The organism is Yersinia rochesterensis (assembly GCF_003600645.1).
Taxonomy (GTDB): Bacteria; Pseudomonadota; Gammaproteobacteria; order Enterobacterales; family Enterobacteriaceae; genus Yersinia; species Yersinia rochesterensis.
This window is the reverse complement of record NZ_CP032482.1, coordinates 3,427,359-3,452,750: the sequence shown is the minus strand read 5'-3', so window position 1 is coordinate 3,452,750 and position 25,392 is coordinate 3,427,359. Positions and strand designations below refer to the sequence as shown.

The following is a 25,392-nucleotide window of genomic DNA, read 5'->3' as shown; positions in this document are numbered from 1 at the left end:
CAAGCGAATGACCCCCGATGAGCTGACATTAGTCAGTGATTCGGGTGAGAGAGAGCCGCTAACACAGCTGCAGCAGCAAATAGGAAAGGGATAGCTATAAATACAGTCAACTTGCTATAAACCGCCGTACAGATCCGTTAGAATTACTGGTTCTAATGACATTCCGTCATCTACGACCTAACGTAAGACTTTAAATTATGTTTGAAATAAACCCGGTAAAAAACCGAATTCAGGACTTGTCTGATCGGACGGCCGTTCTTAGGGGGTATCTTTGACTATGATGCCAAGAAAGAACGGCTGGAAGAAGTAAACGCCGAGCTGGAACAGCCCGACGTCTGGAATGAACCTGAGCGCGCTCAAGCGCTGGGTAAAGAGCGTTCAACGCTAGAAGAGATTGTCACCACCATTGATCAACTGGATCAGGGGATGGAAGACGTGTCTGGCTTGCTGGAGTTGGCTATCGAAGCTGACGACGAAGAGACATTTAATGAAGCGGTTGCCGAGTTAGATATCCTTGATGGAAAACTGGGCCAACTTGAATTCCGCCGCATGTTCTCCGGTGAATATGATAGCGCCAACTGTTATCTGGACCTGCAAGCTGGCTCCGGTGGTACAGAAGCTCAGGATTGGGCCAGCATGTTGCTGCGCATGTACCTGCGTTGGGCTGAAGCTAAAGGTTTCAAAACCGAAATTATTGAAGAATCTGATGGTGATGTTGCGGGCCTGAAATCTGCCACTATTAAGATCATTGGCGAATATGCGTTTGGTTGGTTGCGCACCGAAACTGGCGTACATCGCTTGGTTCGTAAAAGCCCATTTGACTCCGGCGGCCGTCGTCATACTTCCTTCAGTTCTGCTTTTGTCTATCCAGAAGTTGATGACGATATTGATATCGAAATCAACCCGGCGGATTTGCGTATTGACGTTTACCGCGCATCTGGTGCGGGTGGTCAGCACGTCAACAAAACAGAATCTGCGGTGCGTATTACCCATATTCCGACCAATATTGTGACTCAGTGCCAGAATGACCGTTCTCAGCATAAGAACAAAGATCAAGCCATGAAACAGCTGAAAGCGAAGCTGTATGAGTTTGAGATGCAAAAGAAAAATGCTGATAAACAGATGCTGGAAGATAATAAGTCCGATATTGGCTGGGGTAGTCAGATCCGTTCTTATGTACTGGATGATTCCCGAATCAAAGATTTGCGTACCGGCGTGGAAACACGCAACACGCAAGCGGTACTGGATGGTGATCTGGACAAATTCATTGAAGCAAGTTTGAAAGCTGGGCTATAACGCTGGGCTATAAGGAACTGAGATGTCAGAGCAAAAACCACAAGTCGCTGAGCAAGCGCAAGAACTCAATAGTGAGTTACAAGCTCGTCGGGAAAAACTGGCTGCACTGCGGGAGAAGGGAATTGCTTTCCCTAATGATTTCCGCCGTGAGCATCTCTCTGACCAGCTACATGCTGAGTACGGCAGCAAAGAGAATGAAGAATTAGAAGCGCTGAATATAGAAGTCACTGTTGCTGGCCGTATGATGACTCGCCGTATTATGGGGAAAGCATCATTTGTGACGCTGCAAGATGTCGGTGGCCGTATTCAACTGTACGTTTCCCGTGATGACCTGCCGGAAGGCGTGTATAACGAAGAATTCAAAAAGTGGGATCTGGGCGATATCCTGGGTGCGCGCGGTAAGTTGTTCAAAACTAAAACCGGTGAGTTGTCTATCCACTGTAGTGAATTGCGTTTGCTGACCAAAGCACTGCGCCCATTGCCGGATAAATTCCACGGCCTGGCTGATCAGGAAACGCGCTATCGCCAGCGCTATCTGGATCTGATCGCTAACGATGAGTCCCGCAATACATTCAAAGTTCGTTCGCAAGTGATGGCCGGTATTCGTAGCTTCATGGTGGAAAAAGGCTTCATGGAAGTCGAAACACCTATGATGCAAGTGATCCCTGGCGGTGCTTCAGCACGTCCGTTTGTGACTCATCACAATGCGCTGGATATCGATATGTATTTGCGTATCGCGCCAGAATTGTATCTGAAACGCCTGGTTGTCGGTGGTTTTGAACGTGTGTTCGAAATCAACCGTAACTTCCGTAATGAAGGTGTTTCACCGCGCCATAATCCAGAGTTCACTATGATGGAACTCTATATGGCTTACGCGGACTACAAAGACTTGATCGTGCTGACTGAAGAGTTATTCCGCACTCTGACTGAAAATGTGCTGGGCAGCAGTGTGGTGCAGTATGGCGAACAGACATTTGATTTTGGTAAGCCTTTCGCCAAATTGACCATGAAAGAAGCTATTTGCAAATACCGTCCTGAAACCAATGTGGCAGATTTGGACGATATGGACAAAGCTGTGGCAATTGCCGAGTCATTGGGTATTAAAGTTGAGAAAAGTTGGGGCCTGGGCCGTGTTCAATGCGAGATCTTTGAAGAGACCGCCGAGAGCCATCTGATTCAGCCAACTTTCATTACTGAATACCCAGCCGAGGTTTCTCCATTGGCTCGTCGCAATGACGATAATCCGTTTATCACTGACCGTTTCGAATTCTTCATCGGTGGCCGTGAGATTGGTAACGGCTTCTCTGAGCTGAATGATGCTGAAGATCAGGCTCAGCGTTTTGCTGATCAAGTCAGTGCTAAAGAAGCTGGTGATGACGAAGCGATGTTCTACGATGAAGACTATGTTACCGCGCTGGAACATGGTTTGCCGCCAACTGCGGGTCTGGGCATCGGTATCGACCGTATGGTCATGTTGTTTACCAACAGCCATACTATCCGTGATGTTATCTTATTCCCGGCGATGCGCCCGGTAAAATAAGTTTATCCGGTTAACAGTAAATCTTATTAGGGCGCTATGGCGCCCTTTTTACTGAGCAAAACATCCGTGGTTATACTTTGTTTAATCTAATCGCTTAAAATACCGACGCTTAGACTATATCTTCACTTGCCCATGCCAAATAACCGGTTATAATGCAAACCGCACACCGAAGCGGGTGTAGTTCAATGGTAGAACGAGAGCTTCCCAAGCTCTATACGAGGGTTCGATTCCCTTCACCCGCTCCAACTTAACGTCTCGCAGTATCTCCCGAAGTCCATAAAACCCAGTAAATCTGCACTTCTCAGGCTAATCTAGTTATTCCTATATACATGTTCGTCTATTGAAATCTACTTATAGCGGGGGGTATATATGGGGGTATCAAATTGTACCCACCTAAAAGGTACCCCCAGATGAAGCTAAACGCCCGGCAGGTTGAAACAGCCAAACCCAAAGACAAAGCCTATAAGCTCGCGGATGGGGGCGGTTTGTACTTATTAGTCAATACCAATGGCTCGCGTTATTGGCGTTTAAAGTACCGCTTTGCGGGGAAAGAGAAGTTGTTGGCCGTGGGGGTGTATCCAGACGTGTCGTTAGCGGTTGCCAGAGTAAAACGTGACGAGGCTAAGAAGATTGTCGCTGGTGGCGGTGATCCCAGCCAGAACAAACAACAGGAAAAACTAGCCCGACAAGGTGAAGCGACGAATACCTTTGAAGCTATCACCCGAGAGTGGTATCAGCGGCGTTATGATAGATGGTCTGAATCCTATCGTTTAGAAATGATGAGCACGTTTGAAAGAGATGTTTTTCCATATATCGGTTACCGGCCAATCAAAGAAATTAAACCACTTGAGCTAATGGCCGTGCTGTCCAAGTTAGAAAAACGGGGTGCCACTGAGAAAATGCGTAAGGTTCGGCAGCGATGTGGTGAGGTTTGGAAATACGCCATCATCACTGGCCGAGCCGAATATAATCCCGCCCCTGACCTTGCCAGTGCTTTTGCTCCTCATAAACGCGAACACTATCCACATCTTACGATTAATGAAATCCCTGAATTTCTTTCCAGCCTTGCCAGTTATAGCGGCAGCATGTTGGTTAAGTTGGCTATGCGGTTGTTGATCCTCACCGGTACCCGCCCAGGTGAATTGCGGCAGGCCGAATGGGCAGAGTTTGATTTTGATAATGCCTTATGGGAGGTCCCCGCGGTGCGAATGAAGATGCGTCGGCCACATATGGTGCCGATTCCGGATCAAGCCATTACGATACTAAAGCAGATTCAACCTATCAGCGGGCGCTATCAGTTTGTGTTCCCCGGCAGAATACAGCACAGCAAGCCTATCAGTGAGATGACACTCAATGTACTAATCCGACGTATCGGTTATGGCGGCAGAGCCACCGGCCACGGTTTTCGCCACACAATGAGCACTATTTTGCATGAGCAGGGTTTCAATACGGCCTGGATAGAAACACAACTGGCTCACGTCGATAAAAACAGTATTCGCGGTACCTATAATCACGCTCAATATCTGGATGGTCGCAGAGAAATGCTGCAATGGTATGCCGACTATATGGATAGTCTGGAAAATGGCGAGAATGTGATTCATGGTAGGTTTGGGAAACGGGCATAAAGTAGGGATATTGATTATCTGGCTGAAATAGTTACCCAAACTTTTTAAAGGCATCTCACGATGCCTTTTTACATTTAGATATTATTCAGCCTCGAGAGGCTCGCTGGTGGTTTGATGATAAGTTTGATGTAGCAGGTCTATTTGCTACCATAGGACGAGATTGAGTATTTCTTTTGCAGCGGGTTGATCAAGCACGACAACGGCGTAAATGAGCGCACGGCAATGATCAATCAGGTCTTCCACTTCGCGGGGCGAGTTATCGTACATGGCGCACCTCCGACCGGAGAGTGGAGGCCAGTGATGCTGGCAGGTGAAGAAAAGCGGTACGGCAAGGGGCTTTAGTCGTCGAATCCATGATGACAACCTCTCAGTTGATGGCTTTATCCCACCACCAAGAGCTCCTAATCCCTTTGGGTGGTGGACTGAACGGGGTTAGCAGACCGGTCAACAGAGAACCCGGCGCATCTTTCGATGCCCCCGTCCAGCCCACCATTGTTTTTCACAGGTGTACTGTACCCGCACATAGTAACCGCCTGCGCGGTTGTGCGCTCTGTTTTGTCTCAGGCTGCTAAACCCAGCAACGGATTTTGCCGCTGCGAGGGCACTATATCCGGCCATTCTCTACTGTTCAATTAACCAGTGGTAAATTAGGACAAACATTTTTGTAGATGCGAGAGGGGCCGCATTTGTGGGGGGAATTGATCATTGAGTTTTTGTTTCAGTAAAACAGCCACTTTATATTATGTACATTTGACTCATATTTTTCGACATACTCTCATCATATGTCGATTGTATCGACATGTATTCACAACATGTACATTTACTCAATGATTTTAGACGCGTAATCACTATGTGTCGATTGCATCGACATGTTTTCATATCATGTACATTTATTTCATATTTTTCGACATGTGACTTTGAAATTCGCAGATTTAGGTTTATAGTATTTTAATGTCGATAAAAGGATGAGGAATGAACATGATATGGAACCCTACACAACCGTATAATGACCTGCCACGATTGCCGCCAAAACAAGAAATTGAGACTAAGCGTGTACTAAAAGCATGCGTTGAAGCGAGAACTGCACTTGAAGGATTAAAACGGGCGGGCGAGTTATTACCGAATCAGAACCTTCTCATTAATCTAATTCCTATTTTAGAAGCTAAAGATAGTTCTGAGATAGAAAATATTGTGACAACTACTGATAAGTTATTCCAGTATTCCAGTGAGGACAGTAATGCTGATCCTATGACAAAGGAAGCATTAAGATATAGGACTGCACTTTATGAAGGTTATCAAGAATTAAAAGATAGACCGCTATGTGTAAATACGGCATTAAAGGTTTGTAATACGATCAAAAACTCAAAAATGGAGATCAGGAAAATTCCAGGGACAGCATTAAAAAACCAAGCTACTGGTGAGACCATTTATACACCTCCAGTTGGAGAGAGAAATATTATAGAATTACTTTCAGATTGGGAGAAATTTATCCATCAAGAGGATGATCTTGATCCTTTAGTTAAATTAGCAGTTACACATTATCAATTTGAAGCTATCCATCCGTTTTCTGATGGAAATGGTCGCACAGGGAGAGTCATTAATTTATTGTTTTTAATAGATAAAAATCTAATCACCTTACCTATTCTTTATTTGAGTCGATACATTATTAAAAATAAAAATAGTTATTACTCCTTATTATTGAAAGTAACAAAAGATGGTGATTGGGAATCATGGATTTTATTTATACTGTCTGCGATTGAGAATACATCAAAATGGACGTTAGAAAAAATAAATGCAATTCGTGAACTAATGGAACATACGTCATTACATATGAAAAATGAAATTAACGATATTTATAGCTATGAATTATTGCAGTGTATTTTCGAGCAACCCTACTGTAGAATACAAAATTTAGTGAGTAATGGGATCGCAAAAAGGCAGACAGCATCAAACTATTTAAAGAAGTTGTGTGAAATAAATATATTGCATGAAATTCACTCAGGAAAAGAAAAGCTCTTTGTTAATTATAATTTAATTAATTTAATGAGCGATGATGAGAATAAATTCTCTCGCTATTTTTGATTTTATGGATGCTATCCATGAATACCAATAGGATGGCATTAATATATCATTTATTCTAAATAACTTACTATAAATTGAGTAGTAGCTTATTGAGGCTGATTCTATATTTCATCTATATGCAAAAATTACATAAATTCAATACATTTATATAACGCAACATCCCCACTCCCCAACTCCAACCCCACACTATTCACCCCCTTCACCAATCTACAAGATCACCCCCACAACCCTTGCCCGCTCTGGCCTCAGCCTCTCTGAACACTCCCCCTTAGACTCTTCAGCAACTGTTCAGGTGTTCAGTTTTTAATACCTACCTTCCATGAGCTAATGAACACCTCTGAATACTGACTGAACAGTTATTAGTAAACTATTCAGTCGGTTTTTATCTTTGTATTTCAATTGATTAAATCTATTTCTGAACACTCTGAATAAGCCAGAGGTGAGAAATAATTAGTAGGGTGGCTCTTCCGGTTGCGGATGGTGGGGCAGTGCCAGGGCGGGGAGCCAGTCATTGGCGGTGTCGGATAAATCCATGTTGTAGCGGAAGCCTTTGTCTGTTCTGGCTTTTTTGTATTCTGCGCCAAATTCTTTCATTACTTTGGGAAAGTCTTTGCCGAATTTGGTTAACGATAATGAACGCTGATGGCCGTAAGCCTCCATATAAGCCAGATAAGCGTGATACAGATAAATGCGTGGGGCGCGAGGGAAAATTGCCAGCGTTCTCATATGCATACCGACCGCCTCGCCCAGCTCGACAATATGGGCGCAGAAACCATAAAGCGGATCGGCATCCCGCTTAACCCCCATCGCCTCCCGTGAATCTCGCTGCTCAAGTAGCAACTTTCGCGCCTTGTCCTGATCGACGCATTCGGCCAGCAGGCAGCGGATCACAGGAGTCGGTATTACAAGATAATCTTTTGTATTTACTACATTTTAAAATCCCGCGCCTGAGATATGCCCCCAAATACTTTTGCTTGATGGCTGGGGTGTTAAATTGAAACGGGCCGCTGCTGCTGGCCCGTAAGAGGATAGTTACCCGCAATGCTTTAAGGGACATTTTTGGATGGGTCGTCTCTTGCCATGAAGGTTCATAGTCAGTGGCTAAAGCAAAGATCTCGCCACAACAAGTATTACCGATAAGTTGTAATGCATCGTGTTGCGATTTATTTGCCGAGTCTCTTACTGGCGAACTTGTAAGAAAGGCTTACAGGTTACATTTTGCTCAAGCTCGCCGGTAGGTATCTGAGGTAAGTTTTCTCTATCTCCCTCGGCGTTTATTCGCCCTTATTCAGGTACTAAATTCCTGAAAGTTCGTTAATTAGGGAGGGGTGCCGATCAATCATTATCAATAGCTTAAGTGAACTACCTGATGGAATTCTTCTATGTTGCTCCCATGCTTCAACCAATGAAGGACTCACTCCCACAAGGTTTGCAAAATCTTTTTGCTTATACCCTGTTTTCTTTCTAATTTCTTTCACATCGGGGATGGGAATTTCTGTAACTCTGCCCGCTTTTAATTCATCATGACTAATAGCTACAGCCTGCTTCGCGGATGTCATTAAATCATTGAAAAAATCACTCATGCCGTACTCCCTTTGATTTGTATTATCACATCTTTGAATTGCTGTTTCTCGCTACTCGTCAGCGTATCTTCTTGATTTTTTGGGTAGACAGTAAAAAGCCATATCCTGCCTTGCGGTTCCTGATAGTAATAAATAACGCGGACTCCACCACTTTTCCCTTTCTGGCCAATAGCAAATCTTACCTTTCGTACGCCGCCAGTCCCCACAATTAATGCACCCGAAGATGGGTTTAATAACAAAACTTGCTGAAATTCTCTGAACTCATCTTCGGTTAGCAAGATATCCCGTTGTTTGGAAAAAAACGGCGTTTCAATAAACTGCAAAAAATCCATTATGTTGTCATCCTTGACGTCGCCTGATCTTAGGCTATGTTAATTTTAGTCTTACGTGGTAAGGATTTCAATCTATTTATTACGTCATTGTAGGAAAGGCATCTCACGATGCCTTTTTGCATTTAGAGATTATTCGGCCTCGAGAGGCTCACTGATAGCTTGATGATAAGTTTGATGTAGCAGGTCCATTTGCTGCCATAGGACGAGATTGAGTATTTCTTTTGCAGCGGGTTGATCAAGCACGACAACGGCGTAAATGAGCGCACGGCAATGATCAATCAGGTCTTCCACTTCGCGGGGCGAGTTATCGTACATGGCGCACCTCCGGCGGGAGAGTGGCGGCTAGTGATGTTGGCAGGTGAAGAAAAGCGGTACGGCAAGGGGCTTTAGTCGTCGAATCCATGATGACAACCTCTCAGTTGATGGTTTTAAAATCACCACCAAGAGACGCTAACCTCAAGAGGGTGGTGAGCTGAACGAGGTTAGCGTAACCGGTCAACAGAGAACCCGGCGCATCTTTCGATGCCCCCGTCCAGCCCACCATTGCTTTTCACAGGTGTAACTGTACCCGCACATAGTAACCGCCTGTGCGGTCGTGCGCTCTATTGAATTCCGGGACGCTAATCACGGCAGCGGAATTTGCCGCTGCGGGGGCACTATATCCGGCCATTCCCTACTGTTCAATTAACCAGTGGTAAATTAGGACAAACATTTTTGTAGATGCGAGAGGGGCCGCATTTGTGGGTGTAATGCGTATGTAATTCATCAATATTAATTATTATTTAGACTCAAATATTAGCTTTTAATAAGATTAAAATTAGCCAATAATCAGTTTTTGTGTTGACCATGCTTACATATAGCTCTACTATTTGACCATAACAGCGGATGTGATCACTTATAAAAGTGAGGAAACGATGGTCAAGGTTGACTGGTCGAGGAAAGCGGTTAAGCAGTTACTTTCAATAGATGTCAGATATCGAAAATCCATCAGTGAAAAAGTGAATAAACTGGCAAATTTCCCTGCTGTTGATTTGGATATCAAAAAGTTACAGATGGGTACTGGCCAGTATCGGATGCGAGTGGGGAATTACAGGATTATTTTTCAGATTATAGAGGGAACCCCTGTGATATGTACGATCCAGGAAGTTAAACGCAGAACCACAACAACCTATTAGGCTGGCTCAGTAGATTTCCCCTCAAAGGCATGGCGTTATTTTTCTCAACTAAGGTGAATAAGATGGCAAAACTACAATACATTCATGATGAAGCAGGAAAGCCTCAGTTTGTGGTCTTACCCATTGCCGAATATCAGCAGCTTATCTCTAATGCGAAGTATGAGGATATTCCCTATGTTGCTGATAACGATGATGATCAGACCATCCCGAATGAAGTTGTTCAAATCATGGTAAACGATGGTGTCAGTTTGCTGGCTGCATGGCGTATCTACCGTGGTTTTTCTCAATATGAAATAGCAGAACTGCTTGGCACCACCCAATCTGCTGTATCTCAATGGGAAGCCGTGGATTCTCGTCCCCAGAAGAAGACCAGAGAGAAATTAGCAGCAATTTATAAATGCCGGCCGGCACAGATGATTTTGTGAGACAGAAAGTAAAAACGCCTCTATATAATATTATTAATACCGGAAGTTAGCGGTTGGTATGTCTACTGGGTAAGTATCGATTTTCTGTTAGAAGAAATAGACAACAAAATAGAGTCAAATATTTAAAGTCGGTCGTCAAAACTGTTACCACTGTCATTGGCTAATTTTAGTTTTTTACATATCATTTAGAAAATGCTTCTTTGCAATCAGGGATATGATGAAAAACCGGATACTGATCATCACCAGCAGCTTTGATCGCACATGTGACTACATCATGGCACGATACAAAGACATTGCTTTCTTCCGTTTAAATACAGATAACTTTTCAAACTATAGAATTAGTTACGATTTATCAGGGTTTAGAATCAAAGATAGTTCTGGTGATGAAGTAAATTCAGCTAACTGTAAATCAATTTACTACCGTAAACCTGCATCTGAAGATCTTACTGGTGTGATTGACGCCCAGTATCAAGCCTTTTCTCACAAAGAAAGCCATTCGCTTATTGAAGGCATCGTTGAGAGTTTTTCTGGCCGATGTTTATCTAAGCCATCGGTCATGCGCAGAGCTGACAATAAAATTCTTCAGGCTTATTTAGCACAACGTGTTGGTTTTATTATTCCTGATTTAGTCATTACTAATGATAATTTAGCAATTTCTGCTTTAGAAGAACACAAGGCAATTGTTAAACCTTTATCAATAGGATCAGTCTCTTATGATAATAAAAAGGAATATGTTCAGACTAACGAGTATAATCTTAATATCAATAACGATAGTTTGAAATACTCTCCAGCATATTTTCAAAAATATATTAGTAAAGATTATGAAGTTCGGGCGACATTTGTATCTGAACAGGTATTTTCAGTAAAAATTGAATCAGAAAACAAAATAGACTGGCGCAAGAAAAACAATAATGTGAGTTATGAAATTTTTGAACTTCCAGAGGATATATATAATAAATGCCTGAAATTCATGTCCGAAAATAATATTAATTTTGGTTGTTTTGACTTCATTATTAATCAAGGTACTTGGTATTTCCTTGAAATGAATGCAAACGGTCAATGGGCATGGCTTGAGTTTGAGACGGGTATGATTATTTCTAAAGCTATAGTGGACTACTTGAATGATGAGTAAATTTTTATTGATATTCAATTATCTACCATTTTTTCATATTTCCAACGATCAAAATTTTGGAACCTATAACGACCTTGATACTGCTCGTTATTCTCTGTTCTCGCTACCTTGGGGAAAATCTATTTTTTATCTTTTTACTCTGTATAAAAAGGATGATTCATATCATGTGGATTGCTACAAAAAACTTTCTTTTGATCAGGTCCAAAGCCGGGTAAAACCAAGTGAGATTGAGGAAAAAGTTGCTGTTTATAAGGAACATATAACCGGTATCTCTGACCAAGAAAGGGAGCGGCAAGAGGAATTTTTAAAAATCCGTATTACGGAGCTTACGGGGGCACTCTACTCACTACATAACAAAGTATCTTTCTACTCCACTATCGGTTTAGCACTACTTGGTTTTCTTGGGTATCTGTTAGGTGAAATTATCAATTCTAATGCTCCGATGGTAATGACATGGATTCTCTATACTTTATGGGGGGTTTCATCACTTTATGCATTAAATTTAGCATTATTTATTATTTCCTCTATTGCCATTAGTTCATTTTATCAATCTAGCTTTGGTGATCTAAAAAAAGATCCCAATAAAGCAGCATTGGCAATTTCTTTTTATAGGGATTGGTATGATATAAAAGATGCCGTCAGATATATCGCTAGTTTGGTAAAAAATATTGAAAAGTATCTTTATCGACTAATTTCCATATGTATTGTCACTTGGGTTTGTGTGTTTTTTATATCCAACTTCGGTTGGCATGAGTCTGAAAAATATTTCCATGCAGAAATTTATTATAATTTTGTCAATACAACAAAACTTAATTTTCAGCCGTTAGTATGACAACATAATAGGGGTTAGATAGTATGAAGCCATACATTATGAATTATAGTGAAACGATCACTATGAAACAGTCTGTTGCGATCCAAAATACAAATATTTTGGATGTTACCACAAGGACATTCACTATTGAGACTGATGACTGTAAGTATCCCAGCTTTAGTTCCACGCACTTTTTGAGATTTCCGGGTTTTCAGCCATCAGCCGGTATTCTTCCGGTGTCAGGTTATTCAGGGATTCATGGGGCCGCTCACTGTTATATTCATTCAGCCAACGTTCCGTAATTTCCCGTGCTTCGTTCAACGTTCTAAACAGGTAAAAATCCAGTATTTCTGTCCGGTACGTCCTGTTAAACCGTTCGATAAATGCGTTTTGCGTCGGTTTGCCCGGCTTGATAAATTCCAGCATCACGCCATGCTCTTCGGCCCATTGCGCCAGAGCCAGTGATATCAGTTCTGGCCCATTATCCATCCGCATCTTCAGCGGATATCCACGGTTTGCTACTATCCTGTCCAGCACTCGGACGACACGCTGTGCCGGGATATTTAGGTCAATTTCGATAGCCAGAGCTTCACGGTTAAAATCATCGACGACATTGAAGGTCCGAAAACGTCGGCCACATGTCAGCGCGTCGTGCATAAAATCAATCGACCAACTTTGGTTCAGGGCTTCCGGCGTTGCCAGCGGAGCCGGATTGCGCACCGGCAGGCGTTGTTTACCCTTACGACGAAAATTCAGTTTTAACAGACAGTAAATCCGGTGTACGCGCTTGTGATTCCAGACGTGCCCCTGCCTGCGAAGCACCTGAAAAAGCTTCTTAAAACCGTAGCGGGGATAGCGCTCGGCCACCTCTGTCAGCATTTGGATCACCGGTTCATCACGTCGCGTATCCGGTTGGTAACGAAACACCGTCCTGCTCAGCGATAACGTCCTGCATGCCTGGCGTACGCTCATCGTAAACTGCGCGGTCAAATAGTTGACGAGCTCACGCTTTATCGCTGGTTTTAAAGCTTTTTTTCGATGACGTCTTTCAGCGCCCGGCATTCCAGACTCAGATCGGCAAACATCTGCTTCAGACGACGATTCTCGTCTTCAAGATCTTTGATTTTTTTGATATCAGCGGCTTCCATTCCGCCATATTTCGCCTTCCAGTTGTAGTAGCTGGCTTCGGAAATAGCAGCCTCACGGCACACATCTTTGACGGTCCTACCCGCTTCGACTGATTTCAGTACGGCGATGATCTGGTGCTCGGTGAATCGGATCTTACGCATAGTGATCTCCTCAGATGACATAATCAGTATGTCGGAAGATCTCTAAAAGTGAATGGGCCGTTTTGAGGGGATACTTACACAAGGTCTAGGCCACTGTTGTTGTCTCTTGACGGCTATTGTTGCTCACGGGAATCCACATACAAACGTGTATAGTTATCTGTATAGAAATTCTCTACACTCCAAATTCTATACAGTGCTGGCCGCATAGAAAACTAGACCAACAGATAAGCAGATAAATAAAAATTAAGCAGATAACAGGTATCGGCAGATGCCTTTCAATGTGACTTATTCCAGCGGTAAACTCACCAGTGGTTTGACTTCGCGCAGGACGAATGTCGTTTGCATCTCTTTAATCCCCGAAAGTCGGCGGATGACCGACATCGCGAAAGTGGAAAAACTGTCGAGATCCTCGGCCACCACTTGCAGCAGAAAGTCCGCATCCCCTGCAACGGCATAGCAAGCAATCACCGGTTTTAGCGCCCCAACCTGCATTTCAAACAACTTCGCTTCTTCTTCACTGTGACTGTCAATTTTCACCCGAATAAAAGCCAAAATCCCCAACCCTATTTTCCGTCGATCAATATTGGCTTGATAACCGGTAATAATGCCGCTTTCTTCCAACTGCTTCACCCGCCGCCAACATGGGGAGGTCGCCATCCCCACTTTATCGGCCAACTCTTGGTTAGTCATCCGGCCCGTGTGCTGTAATTGTTTTAAAATTTTTATATCTGCCGGCGTTATTAATGATGTTGGCATTTTCTACCTGATTATTGTTTTGTATGGGTATGATTTACCCATATTAGCGGAATGAAGCTGATAAAAGAAAGCACTTACCTACGCCGGAGAGATAAGATCTTGGGTACAAATCATCAGGAAAAGGGTATGGCTGTGGCAGAACAAATGCGGATTGCAATTATTGTTAATCCTGAGCTTCCGGTTGGCTTGATTGCCAATACCACTAGTGCGGTGGGGATTGGTCTGGCGGCAAAATTTCCACAATTGGCGGGAGCAGTATTATCCGATTCGGGGGGGAAAGAAATTGATGTTAGCTCAAAATTGCCGGTACCTATTTTGCAAGCGAATGCTGTACAGATAAGAGAAGTTTTGCTGAAAGCTTTGGCGGCGACTCATGAGCGGGCGATTGTGCCTTTTCCTGCATTTGCGCGCTCGATGCACAGTTACCAGGATTATGAAAAGGCGTTTCCATTACATTCTTTGGCTGATGAACAGTTGGATGGTTTGGGATTAGTGGGGCCGGAGAAGTGGGTGCGCTCATTGACTGGCGCGTTAAAACTGTTGCGTTAAGCTTTTGTTTATTAATATGAAAAATAAGCGGGTTCAAGAATCGAACCCGCGGCTAATGACTGGCAGTATGTTTCTTCGTCGATTAACCAAGCTGACTTAACTGCAATGTATGACTGGCAACCCCGTTGATATACAACTCGCGGCGCTCGTGCTCCGGGAGAGTTATTGTCAGTTCATGCCAGGCGGGTTGATAACTTCCCGTGCGGCTGAAAGTCATATCAATGCGGTGATTATCCGTTGTCACCTGCCAGCTCAGCCATAATGCATGACCTTGCTGCCAGCGGTGGCTTTCACCATCATCTTCAAACAGCATCCCACTAGATTGGCCGCCCCCTTTCGTCGGGTACAGCACTAACTCGCGTTGGGTATCTTGCGCAGCATTCACAAAAGCAATACGTCGTGACAGCGGCAGCGCGGCACCGGCCCGCACTAACAGAGGTAGGCGCTCCAGTGGCGCTTCTAAAACAATAGTTTGCCCGCCGCTATACCACTGTCCAGTATAGAAACAATACCAACCGACATTATTATCTGGCAAATAGACCTGACGTTGGCGCTGGCCCGATTCCACCACACTGGCAACCAGTAAATCACGGCCCAACATAAAGTCGTCATTTTCCTTAAACGTGCTGCTATCATGCTCATGATCGAGGAAAGTTGGGCGCAACATCGGCTCATCATCATGAGTGGCTTGCCATTGTAATGTGTAAAAGTAAGGTAATAGCCGATAGCGCAGCGCCATTGCATCGCGAATCATTGGCGTGGCAGCGGGATACATCCACGGCTCATTGACAGTATTATCGTCATTCCATGAGTGTATGGTAAATCGCGGATGCATCACGCCGTTTTGTACCCAGCGAATAAATAATTCAGCTTCCGGTTTATCGCCCGAAAAACCGCCGACATCATGGCCGAGGTTATACAACCCAGATAGGCTCATGCCCAGCCCCATGCGGATGTTATAGCGCAGAGTTTGCCAACTGGTGCGGTTATCACCACTCCAGGTTTGGGCGTAGCGCTGCATCCCGGCACAGCCGGAGCGTGATATCAAATATGGGCGCATTTCTGGCGCGAATGCCTGTTGAGCTTCCATTGAGGCCCGCATCATCAGCAGAGGCATCACCGGCCTGATGTGTTTGATGGCGATGGATTCACCGAATCCATTACATTGCGCTTCGCCATCCCACACTTCGTATTCATTATTATCATTCCAGGTGGAGCCAATCCCCAGCTCTAGCAGTTGCTTAGTGACGTTTTCCTGCCACCAATCCACGGTTTTGGGGTTGGTAAAATCAAGGTGAGAACCTTCATCATCCCAAAATGAAGAGCGCTCCGGCAGCCCGGTTTCACCATCACGAATAAACAAACCGCGCTCTGCAACTTCCTGATATTTAGGATGATCCTGCAATAAACACGGTTTGATATTGGCCGCCAGTTTGATACCAGCTTGCAGGAACGCCTGGCTCATCACCTTGGGCTGCGGCACTTTGTCGTTATTCCAGTTAAAGACATAGCGCTTATTATTGATGGAGGTGTAGCCGGATGAGAGCTGGAATGAGTCACAGGGAATATCATGCTGCTGACACAAAGTAATGAACTTTTGTAACTGCACCTGTGCATCGGGGGCATCGGTGTAGTGCATGGTGGAGCCGCTGTAGCCGAGGCTCCATTTCGGGCCAAATTGGGTTTTACCCGTCAGACGAACAAAGGCTTTAGTCACATCCAGCACTTTCGGGCCGAGGAACATATAGTAATCAAGGTCACCGGCTTCGGCCTGATAACGGCGATAAGCCAGATGATAATTATCAATCTCGTTACCCAAATCCAACCAGCAGTTGCTTAAATTGTCATAGAACAGGCCGAAGCTGACATCATCACGGCGAGTAATGGTGAACGGAATATGCTTGTAAAGTGGGTCAGTGCTGGCGGCGTTGTAGCCCATGGCATCTAAATTGCGCATTTCAAAGCGGCGACCCGCGCGGTTAAGGTCACCGGCTTTCTCACCCAGTCCATAATATTGCTCATTAGGATAGCGGCGCTGATAGTGAGCAATCGCTTCTCCTTGTGGGCTGAGTAAATAAGCGCTGGTTGGCCTATCTGCTGCTAGTGGCTGCCATTCGCCGTGCTGATTCTTATATTCCCACTCCAAATACAGCGGTTGATGAATAGTGACTCGCAAACAGTCGGTGGTCACTATCAATTGTTGTTCATGGTGCTGTAACTGATAGCCCGGCACGGAGAAACCCGCCAAACTCAGGCGGTCACGCCCAGACCACGGCACATCTCTTTCTGGCGCGATGCTCCAGGTGCGGTTCAGTGCCAGTTCGCCATTGCGTTTAATCAGCACGCGGCAGAGATTTGGCTCTAATACATACAGACAAAATATATGACGGTCATCAACCAGTAATTCCAAATGGTCGGGAAATTCATTGATTAATAACCAGTTTTTTAATGTTTTCATCTTAGTTTATCTCTTAAAGGGTATAGCATCAGGCGGCCGGTTGGGCTTTATTGCGGCGCTCAGCAAACAGGGAGACCAGGAACACTGCACCAATCAAATCGAAGAAGCCCATGGCGATAAATAGTGGGTTAAAGCCGATAGTGTCGGACACCGCACCGATTAATAAAGTAAACAGGAAACTGGCTATCCAGGCCGAAGAACCTCGTAGCCCGTTGACAGTGGCCACTTGATTTTTATCAAAGGATTCAACCACTAATGCGCTGAGCATGCAGGAGATAACCTGATGACCAAAGCCGCCAATCGAGATTAATGCAATCGCCAGATACGGGCTTTCGGTGATGGCGACAAAGGCCAGTGAAATCATCATGAAAGCACCGGTGACCGAGCTGGCCACCACCGAGTTAACGCGGCTGCAACCAAACCATTTTTGATAGAGTTTAGTTAAGTAGCCACTGGCAACACTCCCGATATCTGCCGCGAGGAAGGGCAGCCAGGCGAACATGGCGATTTGCTTCAAATCCATGCCGCGCTCGGTCGCCAAATACAGCGGAACCCAGAAACTAAACACGGCCCATGCCGGTTCTGCCAAGAATGCGGGGATAGCAATGCCGTAGAATTTTTTGTTTTTGCTGAGGATAGCTAAGGATTTCAGGAACGGCAGCCGTGGTAATACTGGCTCATTATCCTGATGAATCAGTTCAAACTCTTCTTTACTCAGATTGGGGTGGGTATCTGGTGAATGATAAAAACGCCACCATAACAGCACCCACACCATGGCTAAGGCACCGGAGAAGAGAAATGCACCTTGCCAGCCGAGGGCAACATGGGCCAATACAATAATCGGTGGCGCTAACATTGCGCCGATAGAGAAGCCGACGCCAGCCCAGCCCGCTGCAATCGGGCGCTCTTTTTTCGGGAACCAATCCGAAATAGCTTTGGCGTTTGCCGGTGTGGCGGCGGCTTCAGCACTGCCCATAAAGAAACGCAGTACGGCCAGTTGGAACCAAGTGCCCGCTCCGGCGTGCATCATACACACCACCGCCCAAACACTGGCGCAGATCAGGAACCCCATCTTCAAACCGATGACATCAATTAACCAGCCACAGAGCGGCTGAAATACGGTGTAAGCCAACTGGAATGATGCCACTATCCACGAATATTGTTCAGTGGTCATATTCAGACTGGTTTTTAACTCAGGGGCGAGGATACCCAGCGAGTTACGGGTAATATAGTTAACAGTGACCCCAAGTAGAAATAGCGCCAGCATCCACCAGCGTAATGATTTTATTTTCCGTCGCCCAACAACTTTTGCGGATTGATTAATCTCAACACTCATCCCTGCCTCCTGGTGCCAGTTGGTAGTAAAGTATTAGTCGGTAGCAAATTAACCGGACCAACTTATTATTTTGGTAAGATCCATTTTTGGTTATTAAGATTAAGCTGAGTTTTAATGTGATTCCTCTCACACTAAAATAGGCCAATAAAGTTTAAAGATTTGATATTAGTAGTGTTTTTATTTTTAATCAAAAATAACCGGACTGATAAGTTTTTAAAATTGGTTTACCAAAGCTTGATTATTTTGGTTAAAACAAGGTAACTAGCTTAAATTGGCTTTAATACGCATTTTTTTGAAAGTATTTTCATAAGCTGAATAATATTTCAGCATTTGTATTGGGTAACGCCCTGAATAAGGGATTTACTGGTCATGAAAATTTTTTCATTTGCTAATTTGAGAGAGATCACAAAATGAATGGAAAGCTAAAAATACAAGAAATAGCTAATCAGACTGGCCTTTCAATTAGCACAGTATCCAGAGTGTTAGCCGGCAAAGCGAATACCAGTGCGAAAGCAAAACAGCGGGTTATGGCCTATGCGCAGTCGCAGGGAATTTTACAGAATTTATCTAGCGGGCGGTTAATGCTCAATAACATTATGGTATTTGCGCCACACCGGGCTTTTGATGTGCGCACTGATATCTTTTACTACAAAGTCATTCAGGGAATAACTGAAGCGGTCAGTCAACATGAGGTAATGATTCGCTACTGCGGGTTATCTGAAACTCACTGCGATATTTCCCTATTCCTGGAAAAAATGACCCATCCGCAGACGGAAGCGGCAATTATTATTGGCATCGATGACCCACGGGTTCATACCTTAGCGGCTGGTGTGCATAAGCCGTCGATATTAATAAATTGTCGCGACAAAGAAATGTCACTGGACAGTGTGTCTCCTGATCACCAATTGATCGGCGAATTTTCTGCCAACTATCTGATACAACAGGGGCATCGGCGTATTTTAACCTTGCAGTGTTTGCGGCGTAACACCATGGAGTTGCGGCTGGTGGGAATTAAAGAGGCATTCGCCAGCAATAATATGCATTTTGATGATAACCAGCATCTGGTGACCACTCATGGTTTTGGCGCAGAAGAAGCCGAGCAAGCAATCACCGCCTTTATGGCCAGCTGTGAGGATAAGAGCCAGCTGCCGACGGCTATCTTGGCGGGGGGCGATTATATGGCGGTTGGTGCTGTTAATGCGCTGAATAAATTGAATATAAACGTGCCAGAGAGTGTGTCGGTCATGAGTATGGATGGTTTTAATTTGGCTGAAATCCATGATGTTCCACTCACGGCGGTGCATGTCCCGCGCGATGAGCTGGGGGCGGAAGCTATCCAGCTATTACAACGGCGTATATTGCGGCCAGATGCTCCGTTCAGTAATACCCTGTTGCCTGGCAAATTAGTTGTTCGTTCCTCGGTGAAGCAGGTTAACCAGAAAAGAACCCTGCCAGTGGCCAGTAAATCTACGGATCGGTTATATGATTGGTGACGTACAAACAATATCAGAATAATTTTATGCAAATAGAGGCCGATCACCCACAAGTAAGCAGTTACCGCTATAGTTTACTGTTAGGTTTACCCACTTGATGGGGTTGAAAAAATTTAAAATAGACATAAATAGGTTTTATCTAAGTCTGCTGGGGATATACCTAATTGAACATTGAATGTAAGGATATAACCGCATGGAATTCAAAGACTATTATGCTGTTATGGGCCTCGAGCCCACGGCTTCCTTAAAAGAAATTAAAACAGCCTATCGCAGGCTGGCCCGTAAGTATCACCCGGATGTCAGTTCTGAAGCTGATGCTGAGAGTAAGTTTAAAGAAGTTGCCGAGGCTTACGAAGTATTAAAGGATACCGAGCGGCGAGCTGAGTATGACGAATTAAGATTGCACCGTAATGACCCTAGGTTTGGCCAACATCAGTTTGATCAACGACAGGCCGCGGGTGGTCAACAATGGCACAGTCGTGCCGGTGCCGGCGCTCACGATTACTCTGACTTTTTCGAATCCTTCTTTGGTCACCGCGCTTCTTCAGCTCAACACTCATCTCATCGGGCATCTCATGGAGTGCGTGGGCAGGATCTTGAGATGGAATTACCCCTCTTTTTAGAAGAAACGTTAGCTGAACAAACTCGCTCGATCTCTTACAAAATACCGACCATTGATGAATCGGGCTTCCCAGGTGCTGAAACCGCGAAGACATTGAAAGTAAAAATTCCTGCCGGTGTGGGTGATGGTGAGCGCATTCGCCTTAAAGGGCAGGGGGCACCGGGTATTGCAGGCGGGGCCAATGGTGATTTATTCCTAATTATTCGTATTGCACCACATCCGTTGTTTGATATTGATGGGCAGAATTTACAAATAGTCGTACCGCTAGCCCCATGGGAAGCGGCATTGGGGGCCAGTGTTGAGGTGCCGACCCTGACGGGGAAAATTGCCTTAACCATCCCGGCGGGTAGCCAAAGTGGTCAGCGGTTGCGCATTAAAGGCAAAGGTCTGGTCAGCAAAAAAGGAACTGGCGATCTGTACGCAATCCTCAAAGTGGTCATGCCACCGAAACCAGACGAGAAAACGCGGGCGCTTTGGCAACAACTGTCAGAGCAGGCGGCATTTAATCCTCGGACTGGGTGGGAGTAACAGATTATGGCTGAAATAGAAATTACCTACACCCTAACTGAATTATGCCAGTCAACGGGGATAATGCAGGATGAATTGGTCGAGGTCGTCGGGCTGGGTGTGATTGTGCCGTTAGAGCCGACAGACAGAGTTTGGATTTTTGATGCGGATGCATTGAACTGTCTTAAACGCGCCCGGCGCTTGCAAAATGAGTTGGATCTGGACTGGTCAGGTGTCGCCATGACCTTGACTCTGCTGGAGAAAATTGAACAGCTCAAGAAAGAAAACGACCAATTGCGCAGGCAACTTGACCGTTTTGTTCAAACATCTTAATACGGCTAACGCGGGTTGGTGCTCATAGCCCAACCCGATGCCGATTGTTTTATATCCGCGGCCACAATATTCAGCCCTGTTTCGCCGGGTTGGGGAGGGCAGAAAATGCCCCTTTTATCCTATTAAATAGGGCCTCTCCCAATAATTATGATTGCAGCCTTCACGATATTTTCTAACTTTAATGTTTTATTTCAAAAATAGGCCTCAATCCCCACCTAATTCTTGTCAGTCATAACCCTCTAAAGACTGCTGACGCCGCCATCGACCCGAAACTCCGTTCCGACCACGAAACTGGATTCATCCGAAGCCAGAAATACTGCTGCGTGCGCAATTTCAGCCGGTGTTCCCATTCGTTTAATCGGCACTAACTGGCGAATTTGATCTGTCAGTTTTTCTTCTTCACTCCCTGATAACCCTAGCTTTTGCAGGGCCGGAGTTTGTGTCGGCCCTGGGCTTAACCCATTAACCCGAATTCCTCTTGCAGCCCACTCGCCGGATAAGGTGCGCGCAAGAGAAAGCAGCCCCGCCTTGCTGGCGGCATACACACTGCTTTGGGGCAAACCAATATGGACACTTGCTGAACCGCAAAGAATGACAGAAGCGGGGTTCGCCAGCAGTGGAAGCAATGATTGCAACAGGAAAAAAGGGCCTTTTAGATTGGTTGATATCACTCGTTCAAAGCTAGCTTCATCCCACTCTTCTATTAGATTGTGAGTCACATCACCAGCATTGATATAAACAACATCCAAACGTGGCCAGCTTTCAGCAAGTTTAGCCGCCAGTTTTGATTGGTCGGCGATATTGCGGGCATCACTTTTTAATAGCCAAACATGCTCTCCGAGTTCGGCATGTACCGCTTGCAATGCGGCTTCATTTCGGCCGGTAATCGCGACAGTTGCCCCCTCGGCCAAGAACTGGCGCGCCGTTTCTAACCCGATACCGCTAGTACCACCGGTAATCAATGCATACTTATCTTTCAAACGATTCATGATGAGCCTTCCTATTGGGAGCAATGGAAGACTATTTTTAATACAAAAGTATCTAAAGTATAGTAGGTACCAATTTGATACTAAGGATGAAACAGGAACGTAATGACAGCTTATCAGTCCCTCGCAGCTAAAAATAAATCGCTATCCGATGGAGTTCGCGCGGAAGAAAAGTGCCCAATGGTGCAATTCGTTGAGCTTATTGCCGGGAAGTGGGCAATTCCTATTCTCTATCGTTTGATCGTGACTGCTGGCCCGATTCGATTTGGCGAGCTACAGCGGGCGATTGCCCCTATTACCCAAAAAGAGCTGACCCGACAACTGCGGGCTTTCGAGCAACGTGGGTTGGTCCGCCGCACAATTTATGCCGAAGTGCCGCCACGTGTTGAATATGAGATTACCTCTTTAGGACAAACATTAAAGCCAACACTGGACTCTCTGGCGCAATGGATGAGGGATAACCATCGAGAACTTAATAACAACATGTAATTCGGAGGGTTAGAAATCAAGAATAGGCTTATTTTTTGGTAATCTATCTATTATCTATTATCTATTATCTATTGTGTAAAACAAGTTGGATGTACTACATTTAATAGGCTGCTCACTAATTGTGCAGCATCGAAAATAACAACAATAGTTTCAAGGAGAGAGTATGAGTAAGATAACAGGTTGTTGTTCAGAAGATAGCCATCCAAATAGCCGAAGGACCGTGCTAAAAGCTGCTTTGGGCATCACCGCTGCGGGTGTTATTGGCGGGATTGGGCTAGGGTTACCTCAGATATCATATGCAGCTTCCCTGACACGAGAAGAACGGGATAAATTAACACCCGACCAGATAGTGGAAGGATTGAAGCAAGGTAATAAAAGATTTGTTTCTGGGAAAATGCAGCAACACGATTATCTCGCACAAAAACGCAGTAGTGCAGAGGGGCAATTTCCTTCGGCCGTTATATTGAGCTGCATTGATTCTCGAGCGCCAGCTGAAATTGTTCTGGACACAGGAATTGGTGAAACATTCAATGCCAGGATTGCCGGTAACATTTCTAATGATGATTTATTAGGTAGCATGGAGTTTGCTTGTGCCGCCGCGGGGGCAAAGGTTATTTTGGTCATGGGGCATACTGCATGCGGTGCTGTCAAAGGTGCTATTGATAACGTAGAACTCGGCAACCTGACTGGCCTCCTCGATAAAATTAAGCCCGCGATTGCAACGACTCAATTTGATGGTGAGAAGAGTGGCAAAAACGAAAAATATGTAGATGCTGTTGCGAAGAATAATGTAAAACACACTATTGATGAGATTCGTAAAAATAGCGAAATAATTAATAAATTAGAGAAAGAAGGGAAAGTGAAAATAGTAGGCAGTATGTATAACTTAAATGGCGGTGAAGTCGAGTTCTTCATGTAATAAGTTGAGTTTCTCAATTCCCCTTGAGCGCATTCAAGGGGAATATCAAATATTTTTCAATTTAATATTTATATATCCTTTAATTTTTTTTGTTGACGTAACACCCTTGGTCATAATTAAAATTTGTGATTATATGTTTAAAGCAAGTCTTGCACGATAAAACAGAAGTTTCCATATGGTGATGGGCGTTTTTTAGTTAAACTCCGAGCTATATGAATTATATAAATCAATAAATAGACCTTACAGATAGAAGTAAAAATGACATATAATGTTATTATTATGTTTCAATAATGAATAGCTTTATTTGACATTATTAAACAACATTTATTCCTTGAGTTTTTTAATTATTATTGTATGTTAACTCAGTGGTTGCGTGTATTTTTCTAAATGAATAAAGTAATATATAGATATTTTAAATGGAAGCGTTCCCTTCATAGGGCTGAGTTATTTCATTGTTGGTGATATAGGTTTCAATTGTATTGTTATACAATCTTACTGTTTATTTCTTGCCTATGATTGGAATGTTTTTTGTGTGGGAAAACCATTTAAAACATCAAATATAATTAAAAAATATAATTTAATTGGATTTATTCATTAAGTAAGCACGATACTAATCACTAGTTCTCTTATCACATCTGTAGTGTGATTTATTATTATTAACTGAGTGAATATATTTGTAGGGGTCATATATGTACGTTGATACAGTCTCTGTTGTTTCTGGCAGTAAATTCATTGATATTAATGGTAAAGGGGTGATTGATTATGAAAAAGAGATATCACTGGATTGCTGTATGAATAAAATACATTTCCACTCTAAAAAATTAACCATTGATATTAATGAAAAACAAAAGAGATTGGTGATGTGTCTGTTTAATGATGTTAATAGAAAACAAGATATCATTAAAGTTGTTTGGTATGAGAATCATAAGAGCATTTCAGATAATAATTACCATCAATTAATACATAAATTCAGAGTGCATTTGAAGAATGCTGGCATACCTGATGGGATCGTAAAAACCATAAATAGATACGGACTCAGATTAGACTCTGGGATATTGAGCGCGATGGTATCAAATAATACAATTGATAGGTTTGTTGGTTATTGATAATAGTTGTCTATTTTAATATTAAACTAAAATTCGTATGAGAGGCTAGGGTGTTATCATTTTTTAACCTGATACTTATAACACCCTATAAAGTATTGCTTAATAGAAAAAATATCATATTAGAAATTATTCTCATATCGTACCTTTTTTATCAAGTTAGCGTTGGTTTTAATATGGTAATGGAGAGAAATAAAAGAAAAATCCCATCATTATATGAGGGGGAATGGAGCAATAACTTTATAAGTAAAACTAAAATGGTAGAGGATATTAAAAACTCTATTATTTTTAAAAGAAAAGACAATGATAAAGAAATAACTCCAGAGATAGTGAATATTTTAAACTCACCAATTTATACTGGTACTCTAAAATTAGTGGGTGTATTGGAGCATACGGATGAGGCAAGCTCTATTGTAATTTTAGAATTTGATGGGAAACAAAATTTATACTTAGAGGGTGATAAAATAGAGGCTGTTACTATTGTTAAAATATTAAAAGACCGGATTATAATCAATGAAAATGGAGAGCACTACACACTCGTGATTTTATAG

General features: G+C 43.8%; 24 protein-coding genes, 1 tRNA gene and 2 pseudogenes. 17 read left to right on the top strand and 10 right to left on the bottom strand.

All coding sequences use genetic code 11. The annotated features are described in order from the left end of the window. Nucleotides 1–197 precede the first annotated feature (197 nt). From prfB to DXZ79_RS16070, 4 genes are all read left to right on the top strand, one after another. Nucleotides 198–1,296 (top strand): peptide chain release factor 2 gene (gene prfB / locus DXZ79_RS16085; protein WP_120011449.1). Its coding sequence is split into 2 segments (ribosomal slippage): nucleotides 198–272 and nucleotides 274–1,296, totalling 1,098 coding nucleotides; the frame shifts between segments, so codons are not numbered across the junction. Nucleotides 1,297–1,318: 22 nt separating this feature from the next. Further along, nucleotides 1,319–2,836: a lysine--tRNA ligase gene (gene lysS / locus DXZ79_RS16080; RefSeq protein ID WP_038631089.1), complete on the top strand. Its 1,518-nt coding sequence runs from the start codon at nucleotides 1,319–1,321 to the stop codon at nucleotides 2,834–2,836. A 171-nt stretch (nucleotides 2,837–3,007) separates the two neighbouring features. Further along, nucleotides 3,008–3,081 (top strand) — tRNA-Gly (locus DXZ79_RS16075). Nucleotides 3,082–3,246: 165 nt separating this feature from the next. Beyond that, nucleotides 3,247–4,461, top strand: coding sequence for a tyrosine-type recombinase/integrase (locus tag DXZ79_RS16070; RefSeq protein WP_050292107.1), 1,215 nt, complete (start codon nucleotides 3,247–3,249; stop codon nucleotides 4,459–4,461). Nucleotides 4,462–4,542: 81 nt separating this feature from the next. On the opposite strand, the pseudogene DXZ79_RS16065 reads toward DXZ79_RS16070, so the two are convergent. Further along, nucleotides 4,543–4,728: pseudogene (locus DXZ79_RS16065) on the bottom strand (hypothetical protein). 711 nt (nucleotides 4,729–5,439) lie between these two features. Here DXZ79_RS16065 and fic point away from each other — a divergent pair. Next, nucleotides 5,440–6,543 (top strand): protein adenylyltransferase Fic, encoded by a 1,104-nt coding sequence (gene fic, locus DXZ79_RS16060; protein WP_050292120.1) that lies wholly within the window; start codon nucleotides 5,440–5,442, stop codon nucleotides 6,541–6,543. Nucleotides 6,544–6,993: 450 nt separating this feature from the next. On the opposite strand, the pseudogene DXZ79_RS16055 reads toward fic, so the two are convergent. From DXZ79_RS16055 to DXZ79_RS16040, 4 genes and pseudogenes are all read right to left on the bottom strand, one after another. Continuing rightward, nucleotides 6,994–7,434: pseudogene (locus DXZ79_RS16055) on the bottom strand (winged helix-turn-helix domain-containing protein); the annotation flags it as partial. Between the two features lie 404 nt (nucleotides 7,435–7,838). Then, the gene (gene nadS, locus DXZ79_RS16050) at nucleotides 7,839–8,126 is read right to left on the bottom strand and encodes a NadS family protein (RefSeq protein ID WP_050093157.1); all 288 of its coding nucleotides are present in this window, start codon (nucleotides 8,124–8,126) and stop codon (nucleotides 7,839–7,841) included. Then, nucleotides 8,123–8,458, bottom strand: a complete 336-nt coding sequence (locus tag DXZ79_RS16045) for a type II toxin-antitoxin system RelE/ParE family toxin (RefSeq protein WP_120011447.1) — start codon at nucleotides 8,456–8,458, stop codon at nucleotides 8,123–8,125. Before DXZ79_RS16045 ends, nadS begins: the two co-directional genes overlap by 4 nt. A gap of 129 nt (nucleotides 8,459–8,587) precedes the next feature. Further along, nucleotides 8,588–8,773, bottom strand: a complete 186-nt coding sequence (locus DXZ79_RS16040) for a hypothetical protein (protein WP_038631094.1) — start codon at nucleotides 8,771–8,773, stop codon at nucleotides 8,588–8,590. A 599-nt stretch (nucleotides 8,774–9,372) separates the two neighbouring features. Here DXZ79_RS16040 and DXZ79_RS16030 point away from each other — a divergent pair. The 4 genes from DXZ79_RS16030 to DXZ79_RS16015 all read left to right on the top strand — a co-directional run bounded on the left by DXZ79_RS16030 (nucleotide 9,373) and on the right by DXZ79_RS16015 (nucleotide 12,022). Further along, nucleotides 9,373–9,633, top strand: coding sequence for a type II toxin-antitoxin system RelE family toxin (locus tag DXZ79_RS16030; protein ID WP_038631095.1), 261 nt, complete (start codon nucleotides 9,373–9,375; stop codon nucleotides 9,631–9,633). A gap of 62 nt (nucleotides 9,634–9,695) precedes the next feature. Further along, entirely contained in the window at nucleotides 9,696–10,058 is a 363-nt protein-coding gene (locus DXZ79_RS16025; RefSeq protein WP_038631097.1) for a helix-turn-helix domain-containing protein, read from the top strand. A 274-nt stretch (nucleotides 10,059–10,332) separates the two neighbouring features. Beyond that, on the top strand, nucleotides 10,333–11,190 hold the full coding sequence (locus DXZ79_RS16020; RefSeq protein ID WP_244942293.1) for an MvdC/MvdD family ATP grasp protein: 858 nt from the start codon (nucleotides 10,333–10,335) through the stop codon (nucleotides 11,188–11,190). Next, nucleotides 11,180–12,022 (top strand): hypothetical protein, encoded by an 843-nt coding sequence (locus tag DXZ79_RS16015; RefSeq protein WP_038631101.1) that lies wholly within the window; start codon nucleotides 11,180–11,182, stop codon nucleotides 12,020–12,022. The genes DXZ79_RS16020 and DXZ79_RS16015 overlap by 11 nt, the downstream gene beginning before the upstream one ends. Before the next feature lie 156 nt (nucleotides 12,023–12,178). Here the strand turns inward: DXZ79_RS16015 and DXZ79_RS16010 are convergent. Beyond that, nucleotides 12,179–13,290, bottom strand: a protein-coding gene (locus tag DXZ79_RS16010; RefSeq protein WP_120011099.1) for an IS3 family transposase whose coding sequence is annotated in 2 segments (ribosomal slippage) — nucleotides 12,179–13,029 and nucleotides 13,029–13,290 — 1,113 coding nt in all. Because the reading frame shifts where the segments join, the coding sequence is not laid out codon by codon here. 285 nt (nucleotides 13,291–13,575) lie between these two features. Further along, nucleotides 13,576–14,046 (bottom strand): Lrp/AsnC family transcriptional regulator, encoded by a 471-nt coding sequence (locus tag DXZ79_RS16005; RefSeq protein ID WP_038631114.1) that lies wholly within the window; start codon nucleotides 14,044–14,046, stop codon nucleotides 13,576–13,578. 126 nt (nucleotides 14,047–14,172) lie between these two features. On the opposite strand from DXZ79_RS16005, the gene DXZ79_RS16000 reads away from it, so the two are divergent. After that, complete coding sequence (locus DXZ79_RS16000; protein WP_038631116.1) at nucleotides 14,173–14,595, top strand: DUF2000 domain-containing protein; 423 nt, start codon at nucleotides 14,173–14,175, stop codon at nucleotides 14,593–14,595. Between the two features lie 82 nt (nucleotides 14,596–14,677). Here the strand turns inward: DXZ79_RS16000 and DXZ79_RS15995 are convergent, their stop codons facing one another. Together DXZ79_RS15995 and DXZ79_RS15990 are read right to left on the bottom strand one after the other, a co-directional pair. After that, nucleotides 14,678–17,053, bottom strand: a complete 2,376-nt coding sequence (locus tag DXZ79_RS15995) for a glycoside hydrolase family 31 protein (RefSeq protein ID WP_038631118.1) — start codon at nucleotides 17,051–17,053, stop codon at nucleotides 14,678–14,680. A 28-nt stretch (nucleotides 17,054–17,081) separates the two neighbouring features. Further along, a complete protein-coding gene (locus DXZ79_RS15990) occupies nucleotides 17,082–18,389 on the bottom strand; it encodes an MFS transporter (protein ID WP_038631120.1) in 1,308 nt (435 codons plus the stop codon). Nucleotides 18,390–18,799: 410 nt separating this feature from the next. On the opposite strand from DXZ79_RS15990, the gene DXZ79_RS15985 reads away from it, so the two are divergent. From DXZ79_RS15985 to cbpM, 3 genes are all read left to right on the top strand, one after another. After that, nucleotides 18,800–19,882, top strand: a complete 1,083-nt coding sequence (locus DXZ79_RS15985) for a LacI family DNA-binding transcriptional regulator (RefSeq protein WP_050292099.1) — start codon at nucleotides 18,800–18,802, stop codon at nucleotides 19,880–19,882. Nucleotides 19,883–20,075: 193 nt separating this feature from the next. After that, nucleotides 20,076–21,032 carry a curved DNA-binding protein gene (gene cbpA, locus DXZ79_RS15980; RefSeq protein WP_038631124.1) on the top strand — a complete coding sequence of 319 codons (957 nt, stop codon included), beginning with the start codon at nucleotides 20,076–20,078 and terminating at the stop codon, nucleotides 21,030–21,032. Nucleotides 21,033–21,038: 6 nt separating this feature from the next. After that, nucleotides 21,039–21,344 carry a chaperone modulator CbpM gene (cbpM, locus tag DXZ79_RS15975; protein ID WP_038631126.1) on the top strand — a complete coding sequence of 102 codons (306 nt, stop codon included), beginning with the start codon at nucleotides 21,039–21,041 and terminating at the stop codon, nucleotides 21,342–21,344. Between the two features lie 239 nt (nucleotides 21,345–21,583). On the opposite strand, the gene DXZ79_RS15970 is transcribed toward cbpM, so the two are convergent. After that, a complete protein-coding gene (locus tag DXZ79_RS15970; RefSeq protein ID WP_038631128.1) occupies nucleotides 21,584–22,333 on the bottom strand; it encodes an SDR family oxidoreductase in 750 nt (249 codons plus the stop codon). A gap of 102 nt (nucleotides 22,334–22,435) precedes the next feature. Here DXZ79_RS15970 and DXZ79_RS15965 point away from each other — a divergent pair, with 102 nt between their 5' ends. From DXZ79_RS15965 to DXZ79_RS15950, 4 genes are all read left to right on the top strand, one after another. Continuing rightward, the gene (locus tag DXZ79_RS15965; RefSeq protein ID WP_120011445.1) at nucleotides 22,436–22,819 is read left to right on the top strand and encodes a winged helix-turn-helix transcriptional regulator; all 384 of its coding nucleotides are present in this window, start codon (nucleotides 22,436–22,438) and stop codon (nucleotides 22,817–22,819) included. Nucleotides 22,820–22,982: 163 nt separating this feature from the next. Beyond that, complete coding sequence (locus tag DXZ79_RS15960; protein ID WP_038631132.1) at nucleotides 22,983–23,738, top strand: carbonic anhydrase; 756 nt, start codon at nucleotides 22,983–22,985, stop codon at nucleotides 23,736–23,738. Between the two features lie 689 nt (nucleotides 23,739–24,427). Beyond that, on the top strand, nucleotides 24,428–24,844 hold the full coding sequence (locus DXZ79_RS15955; protein WP_120011444.1) for a winged helix-turn-helix domain-containing protein: 417 nt from the start codon (nucleotides 24,428–24,430) through the stop codon (nucleotides 24,842–24,844). Between the two features lie 179 nt (nucleotides 24,845–25,023). Then, on the top strand, nucleotides 25,024–25,392 hold the full coding sequence (locus tag DXZ79_RS15950; protein WP_080987143.1) for a type II secretion system protein N: 369 nt from the start codon (nucleotides 25,024–25,026) through the stop codon (nucleotides 25,390–25,392).